The 25,803-nt window shown below is 39.8% G+C and carries 24 protein-coding genes, 1 pseudogene and 1 riboswitch; of the genes and pseudogenes, 20 read left to right on the top strand and 5 right to left on the bottom strand.

The features are described from left to right. The first annotated feature begins 50 nt into the window (after nt 1-50). The 5 genes from DW000_RS03715 to DW000_RS03695 all read left to right on the top strand — a co-directional run bounded on the left by DW000_RS03715 (nt 51) and on the right by DW000_RS03695 (nt 3,294). Nucleotides 51-767 carry a DUF554 domain-containing protein gene (locus DW000_RS03715; protein ID WP_120055115.1) on the top strand — a complete coding sequence of 239 codons (717 nt, stop codon included), beginning with the start codon at nt 51-53 and terminating at the stop codon, nt 765-767. Nucleotides 768-1,123: 356 nt separating this feature from the next. Beyond that, nucleotides 1,124-1,408 (top strand): type II toxin-antitoxin system RelE/ParE family toxin, encoded by a 285-nt coding sequence (locus tag DW000_RS03710; RefSeq protein WP_004694505.1) that lies wholly within the window; start codon nt 1,124-1,126, stop codon nt 1,406-1,408. Between the two features lie 16 nt (nt 1,409-1,424). After that, nucleotides 1,425-1,745 (top strand): HigA family addiction module antitoxin, encoded by a 321-nt coding sequence (locus DW000_RS03705; RefSeq protein ID WP_058948305.1) that lies wholly within the window; start codon nt 1,425-1,427, stop codon nt 1,743-1,745. Between the two features lie 86 nt (nt 1,746-1,831). After that, nucleotides 1,832-2,185, top strand: coding sequence for a Spx/MgsR family RNA polymerase-binding regulatory protein (locus DW000_RS03700; protein WP_005384960.1), 354 nt, complete (start codon nt 1,832-1,834; stop codon nt 2,183-2,185). Between the two features lie 335 nt (nt 2,186-2,520). After that, nucleotides 2,521-3,294: a hypothetical protein gene (locus tag DW000_RS03695; RefSeq protein ID WP_120055113.1), complete on the top strand. Its 774-nt coding sequence runs from the start codon at nt 2,521-2,523 to the stop codon at nt 3,292-3,294. Between the two features lie 117 nt (nt 3,295-3,411). Here the strand turns inward: DW000_RS03695 and pgtP are convergent, their stop codons facing one another. After that, on the bottom strand, nt 3,412-4,734 hold the full coding sequence (gene pgtP, locus DW000_RS03690) for a phosphoglycerate transporter protein PgtP (RefSeq protein WP_004694513.1): 1,323 nt from the start codon (nt 4,732-4,734) through the stop codon (nt 3,412-3,414). A gap of 514 nt (nt 4,735-5,248) precedes the next feature. Here pgtP and DW000_RS09860 point away from each other — a divergent pair. Continuing rightward, the gene (locus tag DW000_RS09860; protein ID WP_120055111.1) at nt 5,249-5,563 is read left to right on the top strand and encodes a hypothetical protein; all 315 of its coding nucleotides are present in this window, start codon (nt 5,249-5,251) and stop codon (nt 5,561-5,563) included. A 184-nt stretch (nt 5,564-5,747) separates the two neighbouring features. Here DW000_RS09860 and DW000_RS03680 read toward each other — a convergent pair whose 3' ends face one another. Continuing rightward, entirely contained in the window at nt 5,748-6,338 is a 591-nt protein-coding gene (locus DW000_RS03680; protein ID WP_120055109.1) for a nitroreductase, read from the bottom strand. Between the two features lie 381 nt (nt 6,339-6,719). On the opposite strand from DW000_RS03680, the gene DW000_RS03675 reads away from it, so the two are divergent. From DW000_RS03675 to DW000_RS03625, 11 genes are all read left to right on the top strand, one after another. Next, nucleotides 6,720-7,238 carry a MarR family transcriptional regulator gene (locus DW000_RS03675; RefSeq protein WP_058948301.1) on the top strand — a complete coding sequence of 173 codons (519 nt, stop codon included), beginning with the start codon at nt 6,720-6,722 and terminating at the stop codon, nt 7,236-7,238. 154 nt (nt 7,239-7,392) lie between these two features. After that, on the top strand, nt 7,393-7,791 hold the full coding sequence (locus DW000_RS03670) for a hypothetical protein (protein WP_021148759.1): 399 nt from the start codon (nt 7,393-7,395) through the stop codon (nt 7,789-7,791). 89 nt (nt 7,792-7,880) lie between these two features. After that, nucleotides 7,881-8,651 carry a carboxymuconolactone decarboxylase family protein gene (locus tag DW000_RS03665; protein ID WP_120055107.1) on the top strand — a complete coding sequence of 257 codons (771 nt, stop codon included), beginning with the start codon at nt 7,881-7,883 and terminating at the stop codon, nt 8,649-8,651. Nucleotides 8,652-8,660: 9 nt separating this feature from the next. Beyond that, nucleotides 8,661-9,287: a site-2 protease family protein gene (locus DW000_RS03660; protein ID WP_120055105.1), complete on the top strand. Its 627-nt coding sequence runs from the start codon at nt 8,661-8,663 to the stop codon at nt 9,285-9,287. Between the two features lie 367 nt (nt 9,288-9,654). Next, entirely contained in the window at nt 9,655-9,888 is a 234-nt protein-coding gene (locus DW000_RS03655; protein WP_120055103.1) for a (2Fe-2S)-binding protein, read from the top strand. Nucleotides 9,889-10,164: 276 nt separating this feature from the next. Further along, nucleotides 10,165-11,313, top strand: a complete 1,149-nt coding sequence (locus DW000_RS03650; RefSeq protein ID WP_120055101.1) for a glycoside hydrolase family 3 protein — start codon at nt 10,165-10,167, stop codon at nt 11,311-11,313. 237 nt (nt 11,314-11,550) lie between these two features. Beyond that, complete coding sequence (gene fucO, locus DW000_RS03645) at nt 11,551-12,702, top strand: lactaldehyde reductase (RefSeq protein WP_120055099.1); 1,152 nt, start codon at nt 11,551-11,553, stop codon at nt 12,700-12,702. 369 nt (nt 12,703-13,071) lie between these two features. Beyond that, nucleotides 13,072-14,616 (top strand): ClC family H(+)/Cl(-) exchange transporter, encoded by a 1,545-nt coding sequence (locus tag DW000_RS03640; RefSeq protein ID WP_120055097.1) that lies wholly within the window; start codon nt 13,072-13,074, stop codon nt 14,614-14,616. Between the two features lie 52 nt (nt 14,617-14,668). Further along, nucleotides 14,669-15,118, top strand: a complete 450-nt coding sequence (locus DW000_RS03635) for a GNAT family N-acetyltransferase (RefSeq protein ID WP_120055095.1) — start codon at nt 14,669-14,671, stop codon at nt 15,116-15,118. A gap of 25 nt (nt 15,119-15,143) precedes the next feature. Next, nucleotides 15,144-15,938, top strand: coding sequence for a sulfite exporter TauE/SafE family protein (locus DW000_RS03630; protein ID WP_077707813.1), 795 nt, complete (start codon nt 15,144-15,146; stop codon nt 15,936-15,938). 468 nt (nt 15,939-16,406) lie between these two features. After that, nucleotides 16,407-19,229, top strand: coding sequence for an FAD-binding and (Fe-S)-binding domain-containing protein (locus DW000_RS03625; RefSeq protein ID WP_120055093.1), 2,823 nt, complete (start codon nt 16,407-16,409; stop codon nt 19,227-19,229). Nucleotides 19,230-19,513: 284 nt separating this feature from the next. Here the strand turns inward: DW000_RS03625 and DW000_RS03620 are convergent, their stop codons facing one another. Then, nucleotides 19,514-19,588, bottom strand: coding sequence for a type I toxin-antitoxin system Fst family toxin (locus DW000_RS03620; RefSeq protein WP_229039624.1), 75 nt, complete (start codon nt 19,586-19,588; stop codon nt 19,514-19,516). A 118-nt stretch (nt 19,589-19,706) separates the two neighbouring features. On the opposite strand from DW000_RS03620, the gene DW000_RS03615 reads away from it, so the two are divergent. Then, on the top strand, nt 19,707-20,348 hold the full coding sequence (locus DW000_RS03615; RefSeq protein WP_120055091.1) for a tetratricopeptide repeat protein: 642 nt from the start codon (nt 19,707-19,709) through the stop codon (nt 20,346-20,348). Nucleotides 20,349-20,773: 425 nt separating this feature from the next. Here the strand turns inward: DW000_RS03615 and DW000_RS03605 are convergent. Beyond that, nucleotides 20,774-21,046 (bottom strand): annotated as a pseudogene (locus tag DW000_RS03605) (type II toxin-antitoxin system HicB family antitoxin); the annotation flags it as partial. Nucleotides 21,047-21,126: 80 nt separating this feature from the next. Between DW000_RS03605 and DW000_RS03600 the strand changes: the two are divergent. Further along, a complete protein-coding gene (locus DW000_RS03600; protein ID WP_120055087.1) occupies nt 21,127-22,026 on the top strand; it encodes a DUF3829 domain-containing protein in 900 nt (299 codons plus the stop codon). Nucleotides 22,027-22,116: 90 nt separating this feature from the next. Here the strand turns inward: DW000_RS03600 and rarD are convergent, their stop codons facing one another. After that, nucleotides 22,117-23,013, bottom strand: a complete 897-nt coding sequence (gene rarD, locus DW000_RS03595) for an EamA family transporter RarD (RefSeq protein WP_060919471.1) — start codon at nt 23,011-23,013, stop codon at nt 22,117-22,119. A gap of 160 nt (nt 23,014-23,173) precedes the next feature. Further along, a riboswitch (cobalamin riboswitch) is annotated at nt 23,174-23,350 on the top strand. 290 nt (nt 23,351-23,640) lie between these two features. On the opposite strand from rarD, the gene DW000_RS03590 reads away from it, so the two are divergent. Beyond that, the gene (locus DW000_RS03590; protein ID WP_120055085.1) at nt 23,641-25,803 is read left to right on the top strand and encodes a methylmalonyl-CoA mutase family protein; all 2,163 of its coding nucleotides are present in this window, start codon (nt 23,641-23,643) and stop codon (nt 25,801-25,803) included.

Here is a 25,803-nt window from a genome sequence, read left to right as displayed (position 1 = left end):
TACTGAAGTAAATTGATATTGTTACTTTCACAATTAAAGAAGGGAAATATATGATTGGTTTGGGAACGGCCATTAACATTGGTCTCATCATAGCTGGCAGCCTATGTGGCCTCGCGTTTGGTCGCTTTATGAAAGAAAATTTAAAGCAAACGCTCATGATTGTGAGCGGTATTATCGTGCTCCTCCTCGGTATGAGCGGGGCCATGCAGTATATGCTCGTCATTGTCAATGGATCTCTACAAACAACGGGCCCTCTATTGATGATTATTAGCATGGTTATAGGTGCCGTTATTGGCGAAATTATCGACCTTAATCATTGGATTACTGTATTTGGTGATTGGGTGAAAGCTCGCACTGGCAACGCTGGGGATCCAAAGTTTACCCATGCTTTTATCACTGCATCTTTAACGTTTACCGTAGGTGCTATGGGTGTACTTGGTTCCATTCAAGATGGCCTTACTGGAAATTATCAGACATTACTTTTAAAAGGTATCCTCGACGGCATCATCGTTATGGTTATGGTATCCTCTATGGGGAAAGGGGCGCTGTTCTCCTTTATTCCAGTAGGTATTACGCAATGGCTTATTACGGCTATGGCACATATTGCGGCGCCGTTGATGACACCCAGTGCTATCGATAATTTATCCTACGTCGGATCTATTCTAATTTTCTGCGTTGGTATTGACCTCATCTGGCCTGGCAAAGTACGTATTGCAAACCTTTTGCCAGCCATCTTCGTGGCAATGGGACTTACATTTTTGCTATAACTAGTATTATAAATAATACATAGATTTTCATAAGAGACCTATATTCTCTCAACTTTTAATATGTATTTTATACATGATACGGTCGAGGATGTAGGTCTTTTTACTTTTTAAAATTAATTTAGTTGAAGTGGGAATTAATGATAGTTTTAATTCAATTATGACGATAGGGTAAATTGATTACATTCCGAAATAGGTGGCCAATAGAGTCATCTCAAGTGTAGGAATTAGATGATGTTTTATAGAATCTCTTTATTAAAATTATTTGTAGAATAATTTTAATTCTATGTATAGTTTTTCATCAAGTATATGTTATTGAATTATACCTGTTTGACAGGTATAATTGAAAGAGAGATTCTATGATTATCGGATTTAAGGATAAGGAAACAGAAAAAGTTTACTATCAAAGCTTTTCTAAACGCTTTTCTCCGTTTATACAAAGGTTAGCTCTTCGTAAATTACTATTGTTAGATAATGCTGAATCATTACAAGATTTACGCTGGCCACCAGGTAATCGCTTGGAGTTGTTGCAAGGAGATCGATTTGGTCAGTATAGTTTGCGGATTAATGGTCAATATAGACTGTGTTTTAAAGTGAAAGATAGTAGTAGTTTTTATGATGTAGAAATTGTAGATTATCATTAATAGAGAGGAAATTAATATGGAAAAGTTTATTCCTACACCTACCATTAGTGAAATATTAAAAGAAGAGTTTATGGATCCATTAGGACTATCTGCATATCGATTGGCTAAGGATATACATGTGCCTGTTTCACGGATTCAAGAAATATTGAATGGTACACGATCTATTTCAGCAGATACATCGTTGCGTTTAGCGAAATACTTTGATGTTTCGGAAGGGTATTTCTTGCGTTTACAGATGGATGTTGATTTGCGTACAGCAAAACTTAGTGAGGGGATGGATGAAGTATTATCCTCTATTGCACATTGTGCTTCATTAGAACCCGTAGATTGTCAATAAGAGATTGATAATTTTCGATGTATTTGGTACAATTATCTTATATTAGTAAGTTGTTACAACATTGAATATTGATATAAGGAGAACCTATGTTATTCGTTGAATATCCTAAATGCACAACATGCAAAAAAGCAAAGAAATTCTTAGATGATCATAACATCAAGTACACAGATCGTGACATCAAGTCCGAAAACCCTACAGCAGAGGAAATCGCTGCTTGGTATCCACAATCTGGGAAGGATTTGAAAGCATTCTTTAATACTTCTGGTATGATTTACCGTGAACAACAATTAAAGGATAAATTGCCGAACCTTAGTGAAGAAGAAAAACTAGCTTTATTAGCATCTAATGGCATGCTTGTAAAACGTCCTATTTTGGTTCTTGAAGACAAAGTACTCGTTGGATTTAAAGAAGCAGAATGGATTGAGGCGTTGAAGCTCTAATTTCATATTAGTTAACCGAAAGAACAGGTCCCTAAAAGCCTCCATAGCGAGCTAAGTCATTTTTAGGGACCTGTTCTTTCTACGTTTTAATAAAGAAATTAGAGCTCACAACTAAGACCTCTTTACGGCTAAGCCATTTTTAAAGATAGGGGTTTTCATTTATTAAAAAATTTGATTTGTATATTTCTTTTATGTTTTGTATAATAATTACACATAGAAATACCCCTATGGGTATTTTAGGCGTTAGCAATATAAGTGTTAATAGTATTATTTATAGAAGTAAAAGGTATTTCCGGATTAAGTAAGGCCGGTATATGATTTATAGAGAGGTCTATATGAAGTTGTTACAGTCTTTATCAGCGCAGGTGTCTCTGCGCACGCAGGGGGCTATTTTGGCACTCGGCTTGTTATTTATTATATTAGATGCGCTTACGGAGCCTATGAACCCAGCTATTGATTTGGCGTGGGTGACAGTCATCATTTGTGGCTTGCCATTGCTCATCAACAGCGTGCAAAGTATTTGGGATCATTTAGAGATTCATGCTAATTTTCTCATCGTGATAGCCATGGTGGCGCTCATTGCCATTGGAGATTACCATACGGCGGCTTATGTGGGCCTCATCGTACATGGTGGCTTCTTCTTAGAGCAGCTTATCACGGGCGACGTGCACTATACATTGGATGATGACATGTTGCCGACCATGCCTACACAGCTTGTTGCATTACGTCAGGGCATCAACAATTATTCATCTGTTATCGTTGTGGCTGTCATGTTACTTTCCATGGGTTCCTATGCATTGACACAGAACTTTATGCATACCATTACATTGCTAGTTATCCTTTGTCCGTGCTCGTTGGAGCTCGTTCTTGTGGCACTCATGATGGGATCACTTGTAGATGAAAATTCTCCGACGGCGGGGCTTTCAAAAGAGGCGAAACAATGCCATTTGGGGCTACTCATCGTGTCCATAATGTTCCACGTTGCCATCATTGGTGCTGGTGTGTTAGGATCTATCAATCCTGTAACAGCCGCAGCATTGCACGGCTTGGCGCGACTCGCTCTCGTGTATAATTTGAAAGTATTAAACGGCTCTTTGTGCATCGCATAAATAATTAAACTCCCCTAGTAATCATAGGTATTACTAGGGGAGTTTTGTATATACAACAGTGGGTTGCACATTTTGTATTTTACATATGGTACGTAATCTATTTATATAGTACGTATTCTATTGTTGTCCTTTATCTCCGAGGGTGAGGAGTAGGAATACGATGGATAGGATACATGCACCAACGAGGGCAATGAAACCACCATCCCAACCGTAGAGGTCAACCATGAGACCCATGAAAGCACCAGCACCAGCGGAACCGATGAGGTAACCAAGAAGGCCTGTAAGACCGGTAGCGCCACCTGTTGCTACGCGTGGTACCATGTCTGCAGCTTGAAGGCCAATCATCATAACAGGACCGTAGATGAGGAAGCCGATAGCAATGAGTGCTAAGTTATCGATGAGGATATTACCGGCAGGGTTAAACCAGTATACGAGGATTGCCAAGATAACGAATAACATAAAGCAAATCGTAGCTGGAGCGCGACGGCCGCGGAATACGCGGTCACTTAAGTAACCACTTACAAGCATGCCTGGAATACCAGCCCATTCGTATAAGAAGTAAGCCCAACGGGAACCTTCTTTTGTGAAGCCTTTCACAGCGGTTAAATAGGTCGGTGCCCAGCTAACTACGCCGTAACGGATGAAGTATACAAAGATATTCGCAATCGCAAGATACCATAAGTATTTATTATGCAAAATATATTTGTAGAAGATTTCTTTGAAAGTACTTTTTTCTTCATTTTCTGTATGTGTATGAACGACTTCGTGTTTGTATTCTTCGATAGGCGGTAAGCCACAGGATTGAGGCGTATCTTTCAACAATACAAAGGTAATAATCGCTAACACGATAGAAATAAGGGCAGGGAAGAAGAAGATACTATGCCATGTACCGAATAGGTAGATACCAAGCGTAGCAAGAGGAGCGATAATGCCGCCACCTAGGTTGTGGGAAACGTTCCACCAAGACCACCAAGCACCGCGTTCGGAACGGGAGAACCAAGTTACCATGTTTTTTGCATATGGAGGGTAGCCCATACCTTGGAACCAACCGTTTAATAAGGCAAGAACGCACATGATAGGAATACTGCTCATAACACCTGGTAAGGTGCCGAATAATAACATAACTAAAGCACTCAGCAATAGACCTACTGTGGAGAAATATTTGGGGTTAGAGCGGTCAGACGCATTACCCATAACAAATTTACTTACGCCGTAAGCTACGGATAAGATGGTCATAACTATACCGAGATCCGCTTTAGTGTAGCCGTACTCAGCAATCATGTACGGAACAGCCAAACTAAAGTTTTGGCGGATCAAATAGAATGTAGCATAACCAATAAATGTACCTGCAAAGACTTCGCGTCGAAGACGTTTGTAGGTGGAATCGATTTGCGCCTCTGGTAAACGTTCAATATGAGGAGCAGGAGAGAAAATCGACATCGTTACACATCCTTTCTACAACATGTCATTTGTAATAATACCATGTAGGGTATGTAGTCGACTATACTTAATTTTTTATTATAATAAATAGTTATTGGAAAATTGAATTATGGATAGCATTTATCGGGGTGAAATAGTATTGAATAGGTTGAAAATCATCAAAATATTTTCTATGTAAAAATTATTAGATTTGCAAATACATATATGAATAACTGCTCATGCATTTGTGTAATATGATCATGCGTGAATAATATAATCTCAATAGGTCCAGTATTTACCTGTGTTTCTGCTTATATATGAAAATTCGTACATATTTTATTGTTGACACAAATATACCCATATGGGTATAACATAATCATAAGGTATACCCCTATGGGTATATAAACAATAAAAATGGTAAACAGAACGATAAATAACATGTTTGCCCTTAAGGTGTTATATACATGGACGCATGTATATAGACCACAATCAATGTGTACATATCATTATATATAAGCTTTCACAGGAGGTACGTATGGAACGGTGGAGCAAAATAGCAGAATGGTTTGATTTGAATCGTGAAAAGATTACATTAGTAGCCGGCGGTATCGGCGTAGTATTTAGTTTATTAGGTGTTCGTTTAGGTTTGCCTTTCGACTGGGCTTGGTTCACAATAGTATTGTGTGGCCTTCCTATCGTGTGGGGCGCCCTTGTTCACAACGGCGGTAGCCTCCTCGTAGTTGCAAACTCTGCACTATTGTTGCGCTGGGCTTACAAATCTAACCACGCAGGAGAAGACGATGATTCCGTCCTCGTGAAAGCAGCTCGTAAACGCCTGTTTGAGGCTTAATATTAGTTTATTATACATATAAGTATGGAGTGTGCATCGATTTGATTACTAAATCGGTGAGCGTTAAAAAATAATATAGTCAATAAAAAGTGCTATCTATTCCTAACGAAACTCAAATAGAGTTGTAGGATAGATAGCACTTTTGTTTTACTTATAGTATGAAATCGATGGTTTCTAGTGTTGATTAATCAATATATGTTACAGGATAGCCTTTTGCTTCGATTTCACGACGGTTAAGACCATTTGGTAGATCTGGGTAGCCGATAGCGAGGCTAGCGTAGACTTTTTCGTCTTCGCTAAGACCTAGTTCGCGCATTTTGGCTTGAATACGTTCGTTATCTTGGAGGTGTCGAATTTGATTAACCCAGCAACTGCCAAGGTCGAGTTCATTGCAAGCAAGCATCATATTTTGCATAGCACAAGATACATCAGCAAAGTTATTAGCATAGTTTGCTTTACTAGCTAATACGATGAGTACAGGTGCATTATAGTGGAATATAAATTTGCCTTCGGCGGACATCTTAATGATATTCACTATGTAAGGTAAAGTATTTTCTGTAATCGGCATTTTGCCGTATTCTTCTTGAATGAGTGTTACTAGTTCTTGAAGCACATCTTGGTTCGTAATGACCATGAAATGTGTTAATTGCGTATTACCGCCAGATGGAGCACGACGCCCAGCGTCGAGGACTTGATCGATAAGTTCTCGAGATACTTGATCTGCTTTAAATTTACGCGTACTATGACGAGTTTTGATGCACTCTAAGGTGTTCATATAGGCCTCCTATTATAAGTTAGCTTTGATATAGAATTTCTTTTATTATACTACAAGGAAGGACCTAGTAGAGGGGCGTATTTTTACTAAGTCATTTATTAGGAGACGGTCCTGCAACGAAAAAAGATTTCATTGAAAACAGAAGTTATAACTTTCTAATTTAATATTAAAATAATTTATAAATAAAGTAACAATTTTATGGTATGATTTTTACCCATAAATTCTATAGAATTGCCTAATTCTTAACGAATAAGAAAATAAATATTAATTAATTGACAAATTTAAAAATATCTGTTCAAAGTAGGCTTTTTGCGTTGACTGTTTACCGTAAAATTGTGTACAATTAATTAGTAGATAATTGTGTGCATATGGAGGTAGAATATGGCAGAAATTGGTGTACTCGAAGGGTACAAACATAAAGAAGATGTTCCTGATTCAGAATATTTAAGATTGGAAAATCAATTGAGCTTTCCACTTTATGTAGTGGCGAAGGAAATTGTTAATGCATATCGTAATCACTTAGATCCTTTAAATTTGACATATACTCAATACATCGTAATGATGGCATTGTGGCAATATGGTGATTTATCCGTTAAGGAATTGGGCCAAGTATTGCGCCTTGATTCCGGTACATTAACACCGCTTTTAAAGAAATTAGAAGCCAAAGCATTCTTGAAACGCAAACGCAGTCGTCAAGATGAACGCGTAGTTATGGTAACTCTTACCGATACGGGTAAAGCATTACGTGATGTAGCTGTTCATATACCACGCCGCTTGGCTGAAGCGTCAGGCCCTATTTTTGACGTAGAAGAAACACGTCAATTGCGTATGTTGCTCAATAAATTACTAGAAGCAATCGATAACGCAAACGCAAAAACAGCAGAGAACATGAAGGGCTAATTTGATACAACCTCATATGCATATATTCTGTAACCTTGGAAATCTAAAAATTTTATTAAAAATGTGATATACTATACCTATAGCGTATTGTATTCAAGTCATGTGAGAGTATGACTGATTCGTGATTTGCCCTCGTGGCACAAAGGAGAGCATTATGAATAAAAATTTATTAGGTGCATTTGTATTAGCCGGTACATTATTAGTAGGTGGTGTTGCAAACGCAGCAAACTGGAATGGGTTAGCTAACTACCCAGAGGTTCCAAATAGTGCAAATGGTACAGAAACGTATTTCTTTGATAAAGCATCTGAGTTTAAAGGTATCGATAGCAGCCGTAACCATGTATTTGGCGTTAATGTAATTAATATGCATAATAACCAATACGGGGAAGCTACATTATTCAAATATCTTGTTCATCCAAGCTTACATACTGTATATCGTTACGCTCCAGATGGTCAAGTTTACCAAATTCAACCTGGAACAAATGAGTTCAATATGTTCATGGCTGCTTGGAAAGAAGTATACGGCACAACTTTCGAATTCCCAGCGTTATAATTTGATGGCCCGTATCGTAATAATTACATAACTATTGCTGGTGAAAGCTCCTTTTGGGCTTTCACCAGTGTTGTTTATGGAGGTTTTTTATGTCTAAATCTGAATTTGCTCAAGCCTACACGGAGCGTATGTTCCCTGATATTGCAGCCCCAGCAGGTTATATTGATCCAGAGTTTGAAGTATTGTTTGATAATTTTGCCTTTGATGAAGTCATCACCGAAGAAGGCCGTAATGTACCTGCAAAGGATCGCTTCTTAGCCATTCTTGCAATATTAGTAGGCGCCTCTGCTGTTGATGAATATGCATTAATGCTACCGGCAGCATTAAATTTTGGTCTTATTCCTGATGAAGTAGTAGAGCTCATTTATCAAGCGGTGCCCTATCTTGGCATCGGTCGAGTACGCCCATTCTTTAAGGTGACCAATAAGATTTTTGACTATCGAGGAGAAGCTATTGTTGATCCATCTCGTAGCACGATTACTGGCGAGTCTCGTCTTGAAAAAGGCGTAGAAAAACAAGTGGAAATCTTTGGCGAGTCTATGCGTAATTCTTACCAAGAAGGGCCAGAAGATATTCGTCATATCAATAAATGGCTTGCCAATATGTTCGGCGATTACTATACACGTAAAGGCCTTAGCGTGGCTCATCGTGAAATGATTACCTTTTGCTTCCTTGCGGCTCAAGGTGGCTGTGAAGCTCAACTCAAGGCCCATATAGAAGGTAATTTGAACGTAGGGAACAGTAAACAATATTTGATTAACATCGCATCCCAATGCGTGCCGTATATCGGCTATCCTCGCACCTTGAATGCCCTTCGTTGCATTCAAGAAGGCTACACCGCATGGGAAGCTAAACAATAAAGGAGTTCTATGTTTGATTTAAATCCGGTTCAGATATTAGCAAGTATTCCTGCTATTATGATCGTTTTTTCTATCTTTGGATATGCAGAGGCGAAGGTAGCAACTTGGTTTGGTGATCCAACGCCGCGTCTGGCGGGACGCCTCACATTGTCACCAATGGCGCACCTTGATCTAATTGGTACCATCTGTATTATTCTTGTTGGCTTCGGTTGGGCAAAACCTATGTCAATTAATCCATCTTACTTTAAAGATCCACGACGTGATATAAGCTTGCTTGCCTTTGCAGGTCCTGTGGCAGGTCTTATAGCAGGCTTCATATTCACCTTTATATATATGCTTCTTGGAAAATTAGGCCTCATGGAGTCTCAAGGTCTTGCCATGGTTATGCAATATATTATTTTATATAGTATTGGCTTATCAATCTTCTGTTTGATTCCGTTCCCACCATTGCCTGGATTTAATATCATCTTGCCGTGGTTGCCTACAGAGTGGCAGATGAGATATTACCAATTAGGGATGCTTAATTTACTATTCTTTATCATCCTTATTAACACACCCATTATTTCTATGGTTATTCGTCCATTACAACAAACGATATTTAAAATCTACTTTGCCATTATTGAGCTCATACTATAATTATATTTTGTGAAAGTCTCTACCATAAAGGAATATCTTTATGGTAGATTTTTTTAGCTAGATTTAGTTTATCTGTATATTTAGCTTATCTATATATTTAGCCTATCCGTATATTTTATGTATTTGTACATTCTACTGTTTTTTATAGTAGCAGATTAACTTTTGATTGTTCTTTAGATTTTATATTAAAAACTATCGATATAGTTCCTCGATTGTGTTATAATAAGTACGGAAATCGTAAATTTTCGATATAGCAATATTATAGTGTTTTATTAGATACTATTGATATAGTAAATCAATATACTAAATCGATATACTAAATTGATACTGTATATAGATATTCAAGTGAATAGAAGAGGAATTACATATGAATTTTGAAGAAAATCAAGTGCCAGAGGCGATTCTGGACAAGCTTACAAAGGTGTGTACTTGCCGTAGTATTACGCGCAAAACGATTAAAGAAGCTATTTTAAATGGTGCTCGTACATTTCCACAAGTAAAAGAAGTAACTCGTGCTGGTACGGGCGCTTGCGGTGGTAAAGGCTGTGGGCCTCGCATCGTAAAACTCTTAGCTGAAATGAAAGAACAAGGCAAAATTTAAATTAAAAAATCCAAACTATGAAATGTAAATTACGAAATTTCAAATTACAAAGTCAAAGCTAAGAACTGTAAGCAATATAATATAAATTTAAAAGTTGAATCTATAAGCTGTAAATAGTAAACTTCAAAGATTAGATTAAATACATAAAGATTGTTGCTTAATCCCGCTATCGGACGTATCCGCAGGGGTTGGGTAACAATCTTTTTGTGTTGTTGGGGTGGTCTTTATTTTTTGATATACTATACATAATACTTTTTAGAGATTTTGGAGGTATATATGTTTCGACGTTTCGTGGCAACTACGATGATTGGCGCCTTAGCGCTTACAACGGGTTGTGGTTTACATAATCCATTTACTTCAAAGGCAGAGCCTGTGACCTATGAGTCCGTAGTACAAAGCGAGCTTTCACCAGAGCAAAAGGTGGACAAGTTAGTGGCGAATATGTCCGATGCAGACAAGGTGGGCCAATTGTTGATGATTGGCATTCACGGCAAGACGTTGAACGATGACGCAAAGTTTATGCTCAACGAGTATCGTGTGGGCGGCATTATTTTGTTTGATCGCAATATGGAGTCCAAGGATCAAGTTAAAACGCTCATTGCAGACATTAATAAGGCTGGTAAAAGTGCGGGTTTAACTCCATTGTTCCTCGGCATTGACCAAGAGGGTGGTGCGGTAGCGCGCATGGATGATCAGCTCATCAAGGTTCCTCCTGCTGAGGAGCTAGGTAAGGCACCTATTGAACAGGCTGCATCCTTGGCAAAACAGTCTGGTGCGGAACTAAAAGATTTGGGCTTTAACATTAACTTTGCTCCTGTGGTGGACTTGGGATTAACCTATGGTCGTTCTTATAGTACGAACCCTGATGAGGTTGTGCGCTATGCAGGTGCCGTTGGTAAGGCTTACGATGAAGCGGGCTTGTGGTATTCCTATAAACACTTTCCCGGCATTGGCAAGACTGACGTAGACTTGCACGCGGACACAAGCATTGTTCCTGTATCTAAAGAAGCATTGCTTTCAGAGGACACAAAGGTATTCGTAGACCTCATTAAACAGTCTAAACCGAATACCTATACAATCATGGTGTCTCATGCGATGTACCCACAAATCGATCCAGACCATCCGGCTAGTTTATCGAAGGCGATTATTACTGATTGGTTACGCAAGGATATGGGTTACAATGGCGTCGTCGTAACAGATGATATGGACATGGGGGCCCTCGCGAAACACTATACCTTTGGTGATATGGCTGTGCAATCCATTTTCGCAGGTAGCGACATCTTGCTTGTGTGCCACGAATACGAACACATGCAAGAGGCTTACAATGGCCTTATGAAAGCCGTGAAAGACGGTCGCATCTCAAAAGAACGACTCGATGAATCGGTGAAACGGATTTTGCTTATGAAAATTAGTAAAATTTCTTAGAATATTTAATTGTATTGGCAGGAATTAACTAAACATATCACGAATATAGAAAGTGGAAGTACTATTCATTGAAATCGTATCTGAGTTGACACTCAAGGGAGAAAAACTTTAGAATCATTACAATAGAAAAATATATAGTGTATACATAACGAGCTATCAAGGAGTTTATTAAACCGATAGAGAATTAATAGGTAAAGTGATTCTCTATCGGTTTGTTTTTCGTTAGGAGTGAGGTATATGGCTCGGAGAATAATGTTGAACGGTACGTCTTATTTTGGGCAAGGCGCGATTCAGGAGATTGTAAACGAAATTAAGAATCGCCATTTTAAAAAGGTTCTCGTTACGTCTACACCTGATTTATTCGAGTTTAAGGTAGCTACAAAGGTAACAGATTTACTTGATGCGGCAGGCATTGCTTACGAAGTGTATGATAATATTAAGCCAAATCCAACCATTGAAAACGTAACATCTGGTGTGGCTGCTTGTAAGGCGGCAGGCGCTGAAGCTATCGTTGCTGTAGGCGGTGGCAGTGCTATCGATACAAGTAAGGCTATTGCTACGATTATGACGAACCCTGAATTTGGCGATGTACGCAGTCTTGAAGGCTTAGCACCTACTAAACATCCATGCTTACCGATTATCGCTGTGTCTACTACATCTGGTACGGCTGCAGAGGTTACTATTAACTACGTTATTACAGATGTTGAAAAGAATCGCAAATTCGTTTGTGTTGATCCTCATGACATCCCAATCGTAGCTATCGTAGACCCTGACATGTCCGCATCGATGCCAACAGGTCTTTGCGCTGCCACAGGTATGGATGCCCTCGTACACGCCGTAGAAGGTTATATCACAAAAGGGGCGTGGGAACTAACGGATATGCTTCATTTGAAAGCTATCGAAATTATCGGCCGCTCCTTGCGTAGCGCCGTGGCTGGTGATTATGCAGGCCGTGAAGCCATGTCCTTAGGTCAATACATTGCGGGCATGGGCTTCTCCAACGTAGGCCTTGGCATCGTTCACTCTATGGCGCATCCATTGAGTGCCGTGTACGATATTCCTCATGGTAAGGCTTGTGCCATGCTGTTAACAGCGGTATTGAAATTCAATGCCCCTGCTACAGGTGAAAAATATCGTGAAATCGCTCGTGTTATGGGCGTTCCTGATGTAGATAGCATGGATCAAGAAACCTATCGTCAAGCAGCAATCGATGTAATCCAAAAATTAGCTGATGACGTAGGTATTCCTAAATCTCTTAGCGAAGCAGGTGTAAAACGGGAAGATATTCCATTCCTCGCTGAATCTGCTTTCAATGACGCATGTACACCTGGCAACCCACGAGATGCATCCTTAGAAGAAATCATCGCTATCTATGAATCCATATTCTAATTAGTGTCTTTACATATTTCAAATGCCTCCGAATATGTAAAGTAAATATATTTACACACTTACTTAACAAAACTAGCCATCTCTTTTTAGAGGTGGCTAGCTTTGTGTTTAAAGTGCTATCTATTGTTTTGTGATTCGGACCTTTGACCTCGTGTTCAGTAAGAAAGCTATTTTTATACATGATCCTTTCTTGAAAATGGTGGTTTACATAAGTATACTAATGATATGAATAGATAGTTTGACTGAGCGCTGAGCGATTTTTGTAGATGGTATTCAATGACTAGGTGCTTAGTTCAACCCGTTAAATCACTGAGATGCTTACATATGATGTTTAGATAGGTGTTAGATAGTAATGCTAAGGAGAGTCTTATGAAGCTATGGAAATTTAATAAGCGTAGTTCTACCTTGGCAGATATGTCCATGAATCGCGTACTTTTAACGGAGCTCATTGCAAAGGGGGCCCTTGTTGGGGTAATTGCAGGCTTTTTTGGGGCATCATACCGTTATTTGATACTTGAATCAGAGCATATTAGGTGGCGTCTGATGGATGGTATTACTATGGAATGGGCCATAGGTTGGCTTGTGGCCATGGTCATTTTTGCGTTTATCGTAGATCGATTGCTCGTGTGGGCCCCATTGTCCGGTGGTTCAGGGATTCCTCAAATAGAAGGGGAGATGTTAGGCCTCTTTGATATGAAGCCCTATCGGACACTAGTATCTAAAATGATTGGTGGCGTACTGACCGGCTTTGCAGGATTTTCCGTAGGTCGTGAAGGCCCAGCCGTACAGATTGGCGGCTCTGCTGGGAAGATCGTATCTTACTGGATGAATTCGGGGCTACGAGAACAGCGTATTTTGACATCTGCAGGTGCAGGGGCAGGCTTAACAGCCGCCTTTAGTGCGCCCGTATCGGGGGCGATGTTCGTCTTTGAAGAGGTACATAAAAGCTTTTATCCGTATCTCGTTGTGCCCACCTTTGTGGCAACCTTGATTTCTAACTATATTACGGTTAGTATCTTTGGTCTTACACCAGCACTGGGCTTTACAGTGACCTCAGGGGTTCCTCTTGAATATTTTCCAATACTGCTCATGGTGGGTGTTATCATGGGGCTATGTGGCGTGTTATTTTGCCGTATGATTTTTGCTTTCAAGAGGTTCTTTGATTGGCTCAAATGTTCTCGATTCTTGAAATTGGCCCTTACCTTCGTGGCGGTGGCGGCCATTGGCTTTGATTCGCAGCTCCTCTTGGGCGGAGGCAATGACCTCGTGGGTCAGCTTGCCTTTCAATCTCACGGTGTATTGCTCTTGGCAGGCATTGTGCTAGGCAAGATTTTGCTCACCACCTTTTGCTATGGCAGTGGTGCTCAAGGCGGTATATTTTTGCCTATGCTTGTTATAGGGGCCTCTGCAGGTGCTTTTTGTGAAAGCTTACTTTCAACATTAGGACTCATTTCTCCTGATTTTGTACCGCAATTTGTTATCTGTGCTATGGGTGGCATGCTAGCAGCCGCTATGCGGACGCCTATTTTGGCGATTTTGCTGGTTCTTGAAATGACGAATAGTTTCTCTAATATTTATGCCATCGGGATTGTTACGCTCGTAGCATACCTTGTGGCGGAGCTTTTAAAAGAACCACCGATTTACGATTCTTTATTACAAGCCATGAGTGGTCAAAATAATCTAGAATCTGTACAAACATTCTTCCAAACTAAGGTGCCTGTAGTGGCAAACTATACAGATGTACAACTACAAGACTTGGCATTACCAGATGGTACACTCATCGTAAGCATTCGGCGTAACGGTACCTACATTGTGCCACTAGGAGACGTGAAACTCGAACCGGGGGATGAATTACAAGTCTCTTGTGAACGTGGCCGATTGAAGGCGGCTAAGGAATTCTTCCAATCAAATTAGCTATTTTATGTAAAGCTAATCGTTGATTCGTGGTATATATTAGGAGTAGTTTATGAAAATTGTGAAAGCTACTGAGTCAGATATATTGGATCTGTACCGTTTACAACTACTTTCTTTTGAAAGCGAAGCGGAAATGATTGGTAGTCGAATGGTTCCTGCATTGATGGAGTCGGAAGAGGATTATAACGATGCTTTCAACCAGTGGCATACCTATAAAATGGTAGATGATACGGGAAGAGTAATCGGAGGCATTCGCTATCAATATGACGATGGAGTGGTAGAGGTCGGTCGCTTGATGGTGCATCCAGACTATCGGCAACAAGGGTTGGCTCGGAAATTATTAGCCTTTGTAGATGAACAATGCAGCCAAGATCGGCGCGTATTATATACATGTACGAAAAGCTGGATCAATATAAAGTTATATACAAAAATGGGGTATAAAGCCGTTAGAGAAATACAGGATGACACGGGATTATCCTTTGTATATATGGAGAAACAATAATTCAAACGGCATGGGAGGTTTTAATGTGCTTGATAATATAGTGGTATTCTATATATTCTTTACTATAGTTGGCTTTTTAGCGGCTATGCTGGGCACCATCATCGGTGCCGGTGGGGGTCTCGTATTCGTGCCTCTCTTTATGTATTGGTTCCCTGAGTGGTCTCCATCCATGATTGTAGGGACGTCACTTTTTTCTGTTATGTGTAATGCTATTTCTGGATCTATAGCGTATCTGAAACAAAAAAAGGTATACATTAACGCTGCTATTGTCTTTAGTTTAGCTACCTTTCCAGGCGCCATTTTAGGGGCCCAAATGTCTGGATGGTTCTCCGGTAAAGGATTTATGTTTGCCTTTGGATGCTTTATGCTGTGTGCATCTGTATTGATTGGTTTTAAAAATTTTAGAAAAGGGGAGCGAAAGGAAGAGTCTCTGACTCTTGAGCAGTTGAGCTATAGCAAACCTATCGGTATTAGCATTAGTTTCTTTGTAGGTTTCATCTCCAGTATCTTTGGTATCGGTGGAGGACTTATTCATGTGCCGGCTTTAATTTATCTCATGGGATTTCCTACCCATATGGCAACAGCTACAAGTCAATCTATTCTCGCCGTATCAACAACGGTGGGGGTTATTACACATTTAATTGAAAGTCACATCGTATTTAGCATTGCTATCCCTACTAGTATTGGCGCTATCTTTGGCGCTCAAGCGGGGGCCCGTATTGCAAAACGTCTCAAAGCAAAAGCTATCCTCGCTCTCATGAGCGTAGCTGTCTTTGCATTGGCGGTACGCCTCATTCTTAAATCTGGTATCTTGGGATGATATAATTTAATATAAGCCCTCTAATGGTGATTCGTAAGCATGTTACCATTAGAGGGCTTTCTGTATTTTCAGCATTTTATAAAAGGGTATAACTAAAAGTCATAGAGAACTATAAATGAGAATGAAAAATTTAAAATATATAAATCATACTATTTTTATGCATAATGTTAGTAATGTATTTACTATAGAATTATAGGTAGTACGAATCGTTATTTAGAGAGGTTTTAGTAGATAATTACTGACTATATCTATACATGCTTAATAAATAAGGATTCTCGATTGCACATGAGGAAAAATGGGTACATGATAATGCTAATGAGATGTACTTTCAACTGAGGGAATAAAAGGGTAATGCATATCGATTTTTGTTAGAAGAGATATAAATTATGCATAATTATAGTGAGGAGAATGAGAACGGCGTATACTAAAAGTAATAGATTCCTTAAGAAAGGATAGGAGGAAATACAAGTGAGTACACTTATTAGAGATTATGAACGTTTTGCCAAAGAGGCAAATGAGATTTGTAAAGGTCGCGTATATACCGATCATTTACGTCGTTATGCATATGGCGTTGATGCGTCTTGCTATAGCTATTTACCAAAGGTTGTTGTAAAGGCAGAGGATGAACGGGAAGTAAGACGGCTCATTCGTTTATGCCAACAATGTGGTACACCATTTACATTCCGTGCGGCCGGCTCCTCCTTGTCTGGTCAATGCTCCAGTGAAGATGTACTCATCGTATGTAATGATGGCTTCAAGAAGATGGAAGTTATCGATGATGGCAAGGCTTTAAAATGCGAATGTGGTGTTATCGGTTCCGATGCGAATGATTTATTGAAACCGTACAATCGTAAAATCGGTCCAGATCCTGCAACGCTTGCCACTGCATTAGTAGGCGGTATTTTGAATAATAACTCCTCTGGTATGTGCTGTGGTACGGCGCAAAACTCTTATAAAACAATTCGGTCTATTCGCGTTGTATTACTAGATGGCTCCATCCTTGATACGTCTGACCAAAAGAGCATTGATCAATTCCTTAAAGAAAAACCTCAAATGGTAGAGGATATCTTGCAATTGCGCAAGGATATTTTGGCCGATGAAGAACTGACACACTTGATTCATCACAAGTACAAAATCAAAAATACCACAGGCTACGGCTTGAACTCCCTTGTTGATTTTGAAGATATTATCGATATCATCAACCACTTGTTTATCGGCTCCGAAGGTACATTGGGTTTCGTATCTGAAATCGTGTACAACACTGTTGAAGACGTACCTTACAAAGGTTGCGGTCTCATGTTCTTTAAAACATTGAACGATGCATCTCTTGCGGTTGTAGCATTGGCTAATATGGGTCGCGATAAGGTTGTAGCTGCTGAAATGATGGACTATCAATCCCTTAAGGCCGTTCAATCGCTAGATAATGTGCCTGAATTTGTTCGTGAAGTTCCTGAAGGTACAAGTGCTATCTTGTTCCAAACTGAAAGCTACTCTAAAGAAATTGTCGATGAAAACTTAGCTTTCATTAAAGACAAATTGAAAGATATTCCAACGGCTATCCCAAGTCTTTACTCTCAAGATCCTAAAGAATACGATTCTTGGTGGGCAATCCGTAAAGGTATCTTGCCAATCGTTGGTGGTCAACGTAGAAAAGGCACCACTGTTATTACAGAAGACGTATGCTTCCAAATCGAAGATTTCACGAAGGGTATCGAAATGCTTACCGAATTATTCCACAAATACGATTTCGTAGACGGTGGCGTAATCTTCGGCCATGCGTTATCTGGTAATGTTCACTTTAACATTACGCCTGATTTCAGTGATCCTAAAGATACTAAGAACTTTGGCGATTTGGTAAAAGAAATGTCCGAACGCGTCTCTGGCTTCGGTGGTTCTTTGAAAGCCGAACATGGTACAGGTCGCATGGTGGCACCATTTATAGAAATGGAATGGGGCCGTAAAGCGTATGAAATCAACCGTCGCATCAAAGCTATCTTTGACCCTGAACGCATCTTGAATCCTGATGTTATTATTACTGATGACCCAGATGTGTATAAGAAAAACCTTAAAGCTCAATGTGTTATCGATGATGCTTTCACAATCTGTATGGAATGTGGTTTCTGTGAAAAACATTGTCCAAGCCGCAATTTAACATTGACTCCACGCCAACGTATCGCATTGTTGCGCGAAACGAAACGCCTTGAAAACGAAGGCAATTTCACATTGGCTGCGGAGCTTAAAAAAGGCTATGAATACTTTGGTGTAGATACCTGTGCTGCGTGCTCCATGTGTAAAGGCCTTTGCCCGCTCAGCATCGATACTGCTCAAATTGCATTATCCATGCGTCGCATCGATCCGCCTGCACCAGAATTAGCTAAGAAAATCTACGATAACTTCTCCACAACACTTCAAATGTGCCGTGCTGGTGTAAGTCTTGAAGGCATTGCAGGATCTATCATTACACAAAAAGCGATCTCCAAGATTACTGAAGGCTTACATGGCGTAACAGGTGTTACACCATATGTACCTAAAACAACTCCTAAGGCTAATCGCTACAGATTGAGAAGTCGCATTAAACCGACTAACTTTGAAAAGGTTGTATACTTCAGTACTTGTGCGAATCGTGCGTTCAAACCTAATCAAGGTTACGACGATGAACGTAGCTTGCAACAAGTAGTGGAAAGCCTTTGCAACAAGGCCCATATCGATATTATCTACCCTGAACATATCGAAAACCTCTGCTGTGGCTTGAGCTTTGAAAACTACGATGACGTTCATGAGCGTGCTGTAAAAGACTTACACGATGCGTTGATGAAAGCATCTCAAAATGGTAAATACCCAATCGTGATTGACCATAGTGCATGCTTTAATCATGCTTTCAAACATATGCCAGACTTAGAAATCAACGATATTTCTGAATTCTTGTGCAAATACGTTGTGCCTCATCTCGACATTGAAAAATGCGATGAACGCGTAATTGTACACAAACAATGTAAGATCAAATCCTTGAATAAATCTCAATATATTGAAGATTTGGCTCGTCTATGCACAGACCATGTATTCAACATTAAATCCTTTGCATGTGATGGCTTTGCTGGTCAAAAAGGGTTCTTCACACCAGAACTCAACAAATGTGCTACCAAAGACTTTGCAGCTGAAATCGCTGAATACGGTGCAACACTAGGCGTAAGCTCCAGCTCTACCTGTGAAATCGGCCTTGGTGAAAACGGCGGCATCCCATTCATTGGCGTTGCATTCCTATTGGACCGTTGCTCTAAGGCTAAGAAATAAGTCTTGTATAGCTATTGCTATTTACGTTAATGTTGCTAGTAGTTTACACTAAGGTTACTAGTAGGTTGGGTTAAAGTAACTGGTAGTTTATGTTAATGTTGCTTTAATATTGCTCGTAAATTATGTTAAAACTACTAATAGTTTTTAGGAGTTTTATGAGATTTATTGCTAATTCTTTATTTTTCTAAGAAATGTGGTATACTAAACGTAGGTAGTAGAGTGTATGAAATTACCTGCAATATAGCCAAAAAAAAGGACGAGTGGCAGCTCGTCCTTTTTCTTGCTTATTTTTTGTTTTTATTGTTAAGCCAGTAGCTGTAGGTAGTTACAACTAAGGCAACAATAATAGGGGCAAGCAAGGTGCCCCAGAGTGCATAAAACAGCTCCTGCAATATACCACCTCCTTTCGGGAGGTATTTTATATTATATCATCATGCTATAGAGTCTTGTATATAATTAATGATCGGAGAATTTCTAATGAAGAAGGTTGTGCTTTTTTTCCTTTTAATAACAGCCCTTACGGGATGTGGATTGAATCAAAACACGAATAGTAATAAAACAGAATCAAATGCAACTAGTTCTGCTACTGGTTCCGCTACATCTGCCGCGGGAAACAGCCAAGCGACTACCAAGCAAGATGACCATCTAATTACAGCAAAGCAAGCCTTATCTGCTGGTGAGTATCCGAAAGCCATAGAAGAAGCCACTGCGTCTATTAAACAAGATGCTAACAACGGAGAAGCCTATTCTGTACGCGGCTTTGCAACAGCATTAAATGGTGATGCGGCTAAAGGGTTGACAGATACTAAAAAGGCTTATGATTTAGATCCTAGCAATGTGGCTAATTACTATAACATGGCCATGGTCTATAAATTGCAAGGTCAGTTAAATGATTCTAAACAATGGTTTGAAAAGGTATTGGAAAAGGACCCTAGTAACACCTGGTCTGTGTATGGTATTGCTACCATTTATGCAGACCAAGGGGATGATACTAAGGCCCTTGATTGGCTAGAAAAGGCTATAAAAATTGATCCTTCTGTAAAAGCTGTTGCAGCTGAACAAGACCATTTTGAACGCTTTCACAATAATAGGCGATTTAAAACATTGGTCGGATTATAGATATGGATGTGAAACAGATGATTCGCCTTATTATAAAGGTGATAGGATTTTTATATTGGCTTGTTTTTCTATACCTTGGTGGTCTAGTGGTCGTAGACTGGTCAGGGTTTATGACTCGGTACAATATTGAAACACCAATTTTCCTTAGCTATATAGTGGTGGTAGGGTGTATTGTTATGCCTTATTTGGTGTTTTATTTGAAAAAACTGAATCCTAATGTTAAACCGCCCTATTTGGTGCGATGTCTTAGTGCCTATATGGACCGTCTAGAGGACCAACATAGTATATGGTTTGATGTACTATATGTACTCAAGCTACTGCTCTATTTTGTAATAATCTTGTGGATGATCTGTATACTATTACTAACCTTAGCATCTATTGCATGGACAATAGTTCTAATTTTACTGAGCAATTGATGATGTAAATTACATTGTTTTCTCTACTAATGTTTCTTGTAAAAGTTGAGAAAAGTTAATTCCTTTAGCTAATGCTCTGTCGTTTAGCCAGGCAGGAATCGTTAGGGTTTTCTTTACGGACTTACTATTTTTAGCTAAATCAATATCTGTTTGCACTAATGTAGGATATGTTGTGTCGGTACATGGTAAGCTGCGAATAGATGTGGGGGTAGGTAGAGTTTGTCCATCTTCTAAAGCGCCTAATATATAGAGTTCCATAGCCTCTTGTGCATTGGTTATTAATCCTATTCATAAAAATCATATTAGTATATAATTAATATGTATAAATTAGGTTGTGTATTGATGGAAGGAGAGGATTCATCATGAAACCATTCGGTAAAAGGGTAGCAATGGCTGTATTGTGTGCGGCGACATTGACATCCCCATTTTTTTTGAGCGGTTGTAGTATGTCAGAGCTATGGCAGGGTACTGAACAGAGCCGCAAGGAAATTGCGCAGCGGTCTGAGCAGGATCAGGTGCAGTTATTTAATCAATATGTGAAAGCTGTAAGTCGATACAATCGCATGGCTGTCATGTTTGATTATGCGAATACGCCAACTCTTAATGAGTTAAAAGCAGGGCAGCATTTAACTGTATTTAGTGCACCGAACTTTAAGCAGCTACAAAAAGAATTAGAAGAGGCTAAGCAAGCTGGTATTCCTTATGATGAAATGAAGGAGCCTTTAGATAAGCTACTTTCAAAATTGAACGAAATTACACCGGTAGCGGAAGAGCTCGATGCATATTATAAATCTAAAGGGTATACCACAGATAACTATGCTAAGGAACAACAATTAGGCCCTAAATATGTTCAATTGTATGAACAATTTGTTCCTATTTATGCTGACTTTGATAATGTTATGCATAAAATCAATACGGACCGCTTGCAACAACGGTTACAACAATTGCGCGATGCGGGCAAGAAAAATGCTGCTGCAGCACAAGAGGTTCATTTGCGACTTACTGCGGTCTTAGAAAAGATCGATAGTGAAAAACAATTAGATGTAAATGCTATCAATCAAGAGCTACAAGCTATTGGCGATGTATCAAATGGTATTGCTAGTCCTAAGTATGATTCTGTTAAGACCTCTGTAAACTCTACGATTGGTGCAATTCGTACCTATATGGGATCAAAACAAGATAATGACTATAATCGTATGATTGAGGCCTATAACCATTACATTTCTAATATGAATACAACCAATATGAATGAGTTAGATTAAAATAAGTTAGATTAATACGTCTATAAAAAAGAAAGCTGTATCAAATGAGGATATCATTTGATATAGCTTTTTAGTTGATTAGTAGATGTATTACTTTTTAAGGCTAATGCGCGTTGTAATTTGGCTCGATAAGGAGAATAATATTAAGGCTATCCAGATACAACCGAAGGCAATCATCTGTGGTGTGCCAAAGCTTTCACCAAAGTAAAAGATGGCAAGCAACAAGGCAATGGTAGGGGATACATATTGCAAGAAGCCTAGTAGATTGAGCGGCAATAGTTGCGCCCCATAGGAGAATAGCACCAATGGGACAGATGTAGTTAGACCGCAGGCTATGAGCAACATGGTTGTATACCAGTCTGTGCCGAAATAGGACCACACGGTATTATCGACCATGGTTGTATATAGTAAGGCTAGCGGTGTTAATAGCCAGGCCTCAAAGGCGATGCTCGTAAAGGGAGAGATGAGTAGTTTCTTTTTTACGGCTCCATAGAGACCGAAGGAAACGGCGAGGATCATCGATACTAACGGTAAGGATCCCACTTGATAGGTGAGCAAGGCGATACCGATGGTAGCGATGAGGACACTTAGCTTTTTCGGTATAGATAGAACCTCTTTAAATAGGATGACACCTAATACTACATTAAAGAGTGGATTGATGTAATAACCAAGGCTCGTGTTCATAACTTGATTATTGGCGATGGCCCAAATGTAGGTGAACCAGTTTACACTGATGATGACTGCCGCCACTAAAAGTAGGAATAGTTGTGAACGTTGTTCTTTTAGTAATTGAAAGTCCTTTTTGAATTGCTTAAAATGTAGACCAAATACAACGATAGCCATACAAACACCTGACCAGATAATGCGCTGTGCCAGTATATTATACGGTGAAACATGGTTTAATAATGCCCAATATAGAGGGAGTAAGCCCCAAATGATATAACAACTAAGGGCTGTGATTAACCCTTTTTTACTTGTATGTTCCATAATGCCTCCTCGTGATAGTATTTATTATATCACTAATTCTCAAATCATGCGTTTTAGTTATTGCATATGATTTTCAGTTATAACTTTAGTTTTGGTACTTATGATTAAATGTTATGTTCATTGACTTTGTGCATATTGTTACACTATATTGGACTTAGAACAACGAATATAGAGAATAGGTGTCGCAAGACTTAATAGAGAAATCGGTATAAGCCGATGCGGTCCCGCCACTGTAAGGATGAGCCTGCTTTTATACATGTCACTGGAGTAATCTGGGAAGGCGAAAGCGAGGTGACGATCCCGAGCCAGGAGAACTGCCTATTTGATAATCACCGTTATGTACCTACGAGCGATAGGAAGGGGATTGGGGTATGCTGGCTACAGTATTTTTTAGTGTACCTTTCAATAAGAAACCTTACGTGTCACTTTTAGGTGGCACGTTTTTTATTGCCCTTAGAGTGGATGTTGAGTATAGGAATCAGGTTTTATAGATATTAAACAGATGGACACATTTTGAGGTTGATGTGGTCCAATAAGATAAAACTCGAGTGATTCATATATCTAACAATTCGCAGGTACGGTGCGCTGTTTCTCGGTATGGTTTCGAGTTGAAAAGGAGGCACATATATGTCTGACAAAAAGACTTCAAAGGATGCTGAACGCGATTTATTAGCACCTGTATCCTTTGATGAGTTTAAGAAACCTACGTATGAACAATGGCAGGCCGAGGTTGAAAAAGCGTTAAAAGGTGGCGACTTCCATAAGAAGATGTTCACTAAAACCTATGAGGGAATTACGTTACAACCAATTTACACGCCTGCATTGCATGGAGAAAAAATTCCAAAGGGTGTATACCCTGGAGCAGGTGAGTTCCTACGTGGCACAAAGGCAAGTGGTTATATTAAAGACTCTTGGGGCGTATCCCAATATGTAGACGAATCCTTTCCTAAGGATGCTAACCATGCAAGTTTATACGAAATTGTAAAAGGTGGCACCATTCACAATATTCGCCTTGATGAAGCAACACGCCATGATCAAGATGTGCAAGTAGGCGCAGCTGTTGGTATCGGCGGTACATCTCTGTCTACTATGGATGATTGTAGACAATTGATTGAGCGTTTTAATTTGAAGGAAAATCCTTTATACATTGAAACAGGTGCTTCTGCAGCTATCTTGCTCGGTATGTTAGCGGCTACGGTGAAAGGCTCTAAAAAACAGACTTCTGACTTGAAAGGTCTCGTTGGTGCAGACCCTATTGGTGTTTGGGCTAAAGATGGCACATTGCATATGTCTTTAGATACAGCCTTTGATGAAATGGCACATACTGTTGTATGGGCTAAAGAACAAGCTCCAGAGCTTAAAACTGTACTCGTATCTGGCGATGTATATGCTAATGGTGGCGCTAATGATGTGCAAGAGGTTGCGTATACATTGGCAACAGCCGTTTGCTACGTGCGTCAATTAGCACAACGGAACATCGATATTCATACTATTGCTAACAGCATGATGTTTACATTCTCCTTGGGTGCAAACTTCTTTATGGAAATTGCTAAATTGCGTGCATTGCGCGTACTTTGGGCGCGCATCATGGAAGCGTTCGGTGCTGAAGAAGCTGACCGTGCCGTTCATGTACACGGCAGAACATCGGCTTTCACAAAAACTGTATACGACCCATATGTAAACTTGTTGCGTAATACAACACAAGCATTCTCTGGTGTTGTAGGCGGTTTGAACAGTCTTGAAGTGTCCCCATTCGACCAACCAATTCGCAAGGCTGACGATTTTTCTCGTCGTATTGCCCGTAACATCCAAGTTATGTTGCAAACTGAGTTCGAGTTGCGTCAACCGGTGGACCCTGTAGGCGGTTCCTGGTATGTGGAAACATTGGCAGCTGAATTATGCGAAAAAATTTGGGCTGAGTTCCAAACTATTGAGTCTAAAGGTGGCATCATAGCAGCTTTGAAAGAAGGCTATCCACAAGCTCAAGTTAAAGCAGTTCTTGATGAACGCTTCAAAAACCTTGCATTCCGCAAAGATGTGGCTGTAGGTAACAACATGTATGCGAACATGACTGAAGAATTGCTTGATCCAAAACCAGAAAATCAAGAAACATTGCGTCAAAAACGGGTTGCTCAAATCGAAGAGTACTTGGCGAGTGCGGAGCCAGATGCGGTTGTGAAAGCACAGGCTACCCTAGAAGCAGGTACTACGGAACCAGGCGCTTTGATTGGCCTTATTGAACTCGGTGCATTACATAAATTAACAATACGTCAAATCCGGAAGGCTTTAGACGCTGGTGATATTGCTTCTGAAACGATTGAATCCATTTCAGCTCATCGTTGGACTGAACGGTTTGAAGCACTTCGCATGCGCACCGAGAATTATAAACAACGTACGAAAGATAATGTGAAGGTATTCTTGGCTAATATGGGCCCAATCCCTCAACATAAACCTCGTGCGGACTTCTCCACAGGCTTCTTCGAAGTAGGTGCTTTTGAAGTTATCAAAAATGATGGCCATGAAACAACGGCTGATGCTGCGAAAGCTGCTCGTGAAAGTGGTGCTGATGTTGTCGTTATCTGTTCTACAGATGATACCTATCCAGAATTGGTGCCACCACTCGCTAAGGAATTGAAAGAAACTATGCCGCATGTAACGGTTATTTTAGCAGGGGCACCGCCTAAGGACTTAGAACCTGTGTACCGTGAAGCTGGCGTGGACGACTTCATTTCTGTTCGTGCAAATTGTTACGAAATCTTGAATACGTTACAAGATAAGAAAGGGATGTGA

Source organism: Veillonella sp. AF36-20BH, from assembly GCF_003602765.1.
In the GTDB taxonomy this organism is placed as follows: Bacteria; Bacillota; Negativicutes; order Veillonellales; family Veillonellaceae; genus Veillonella; species Veillonella hominis.
Note: the sequence above shows the minus strand (reverse complement) of the source record. Positions and strands in the feature narration are given on the sequence as shown.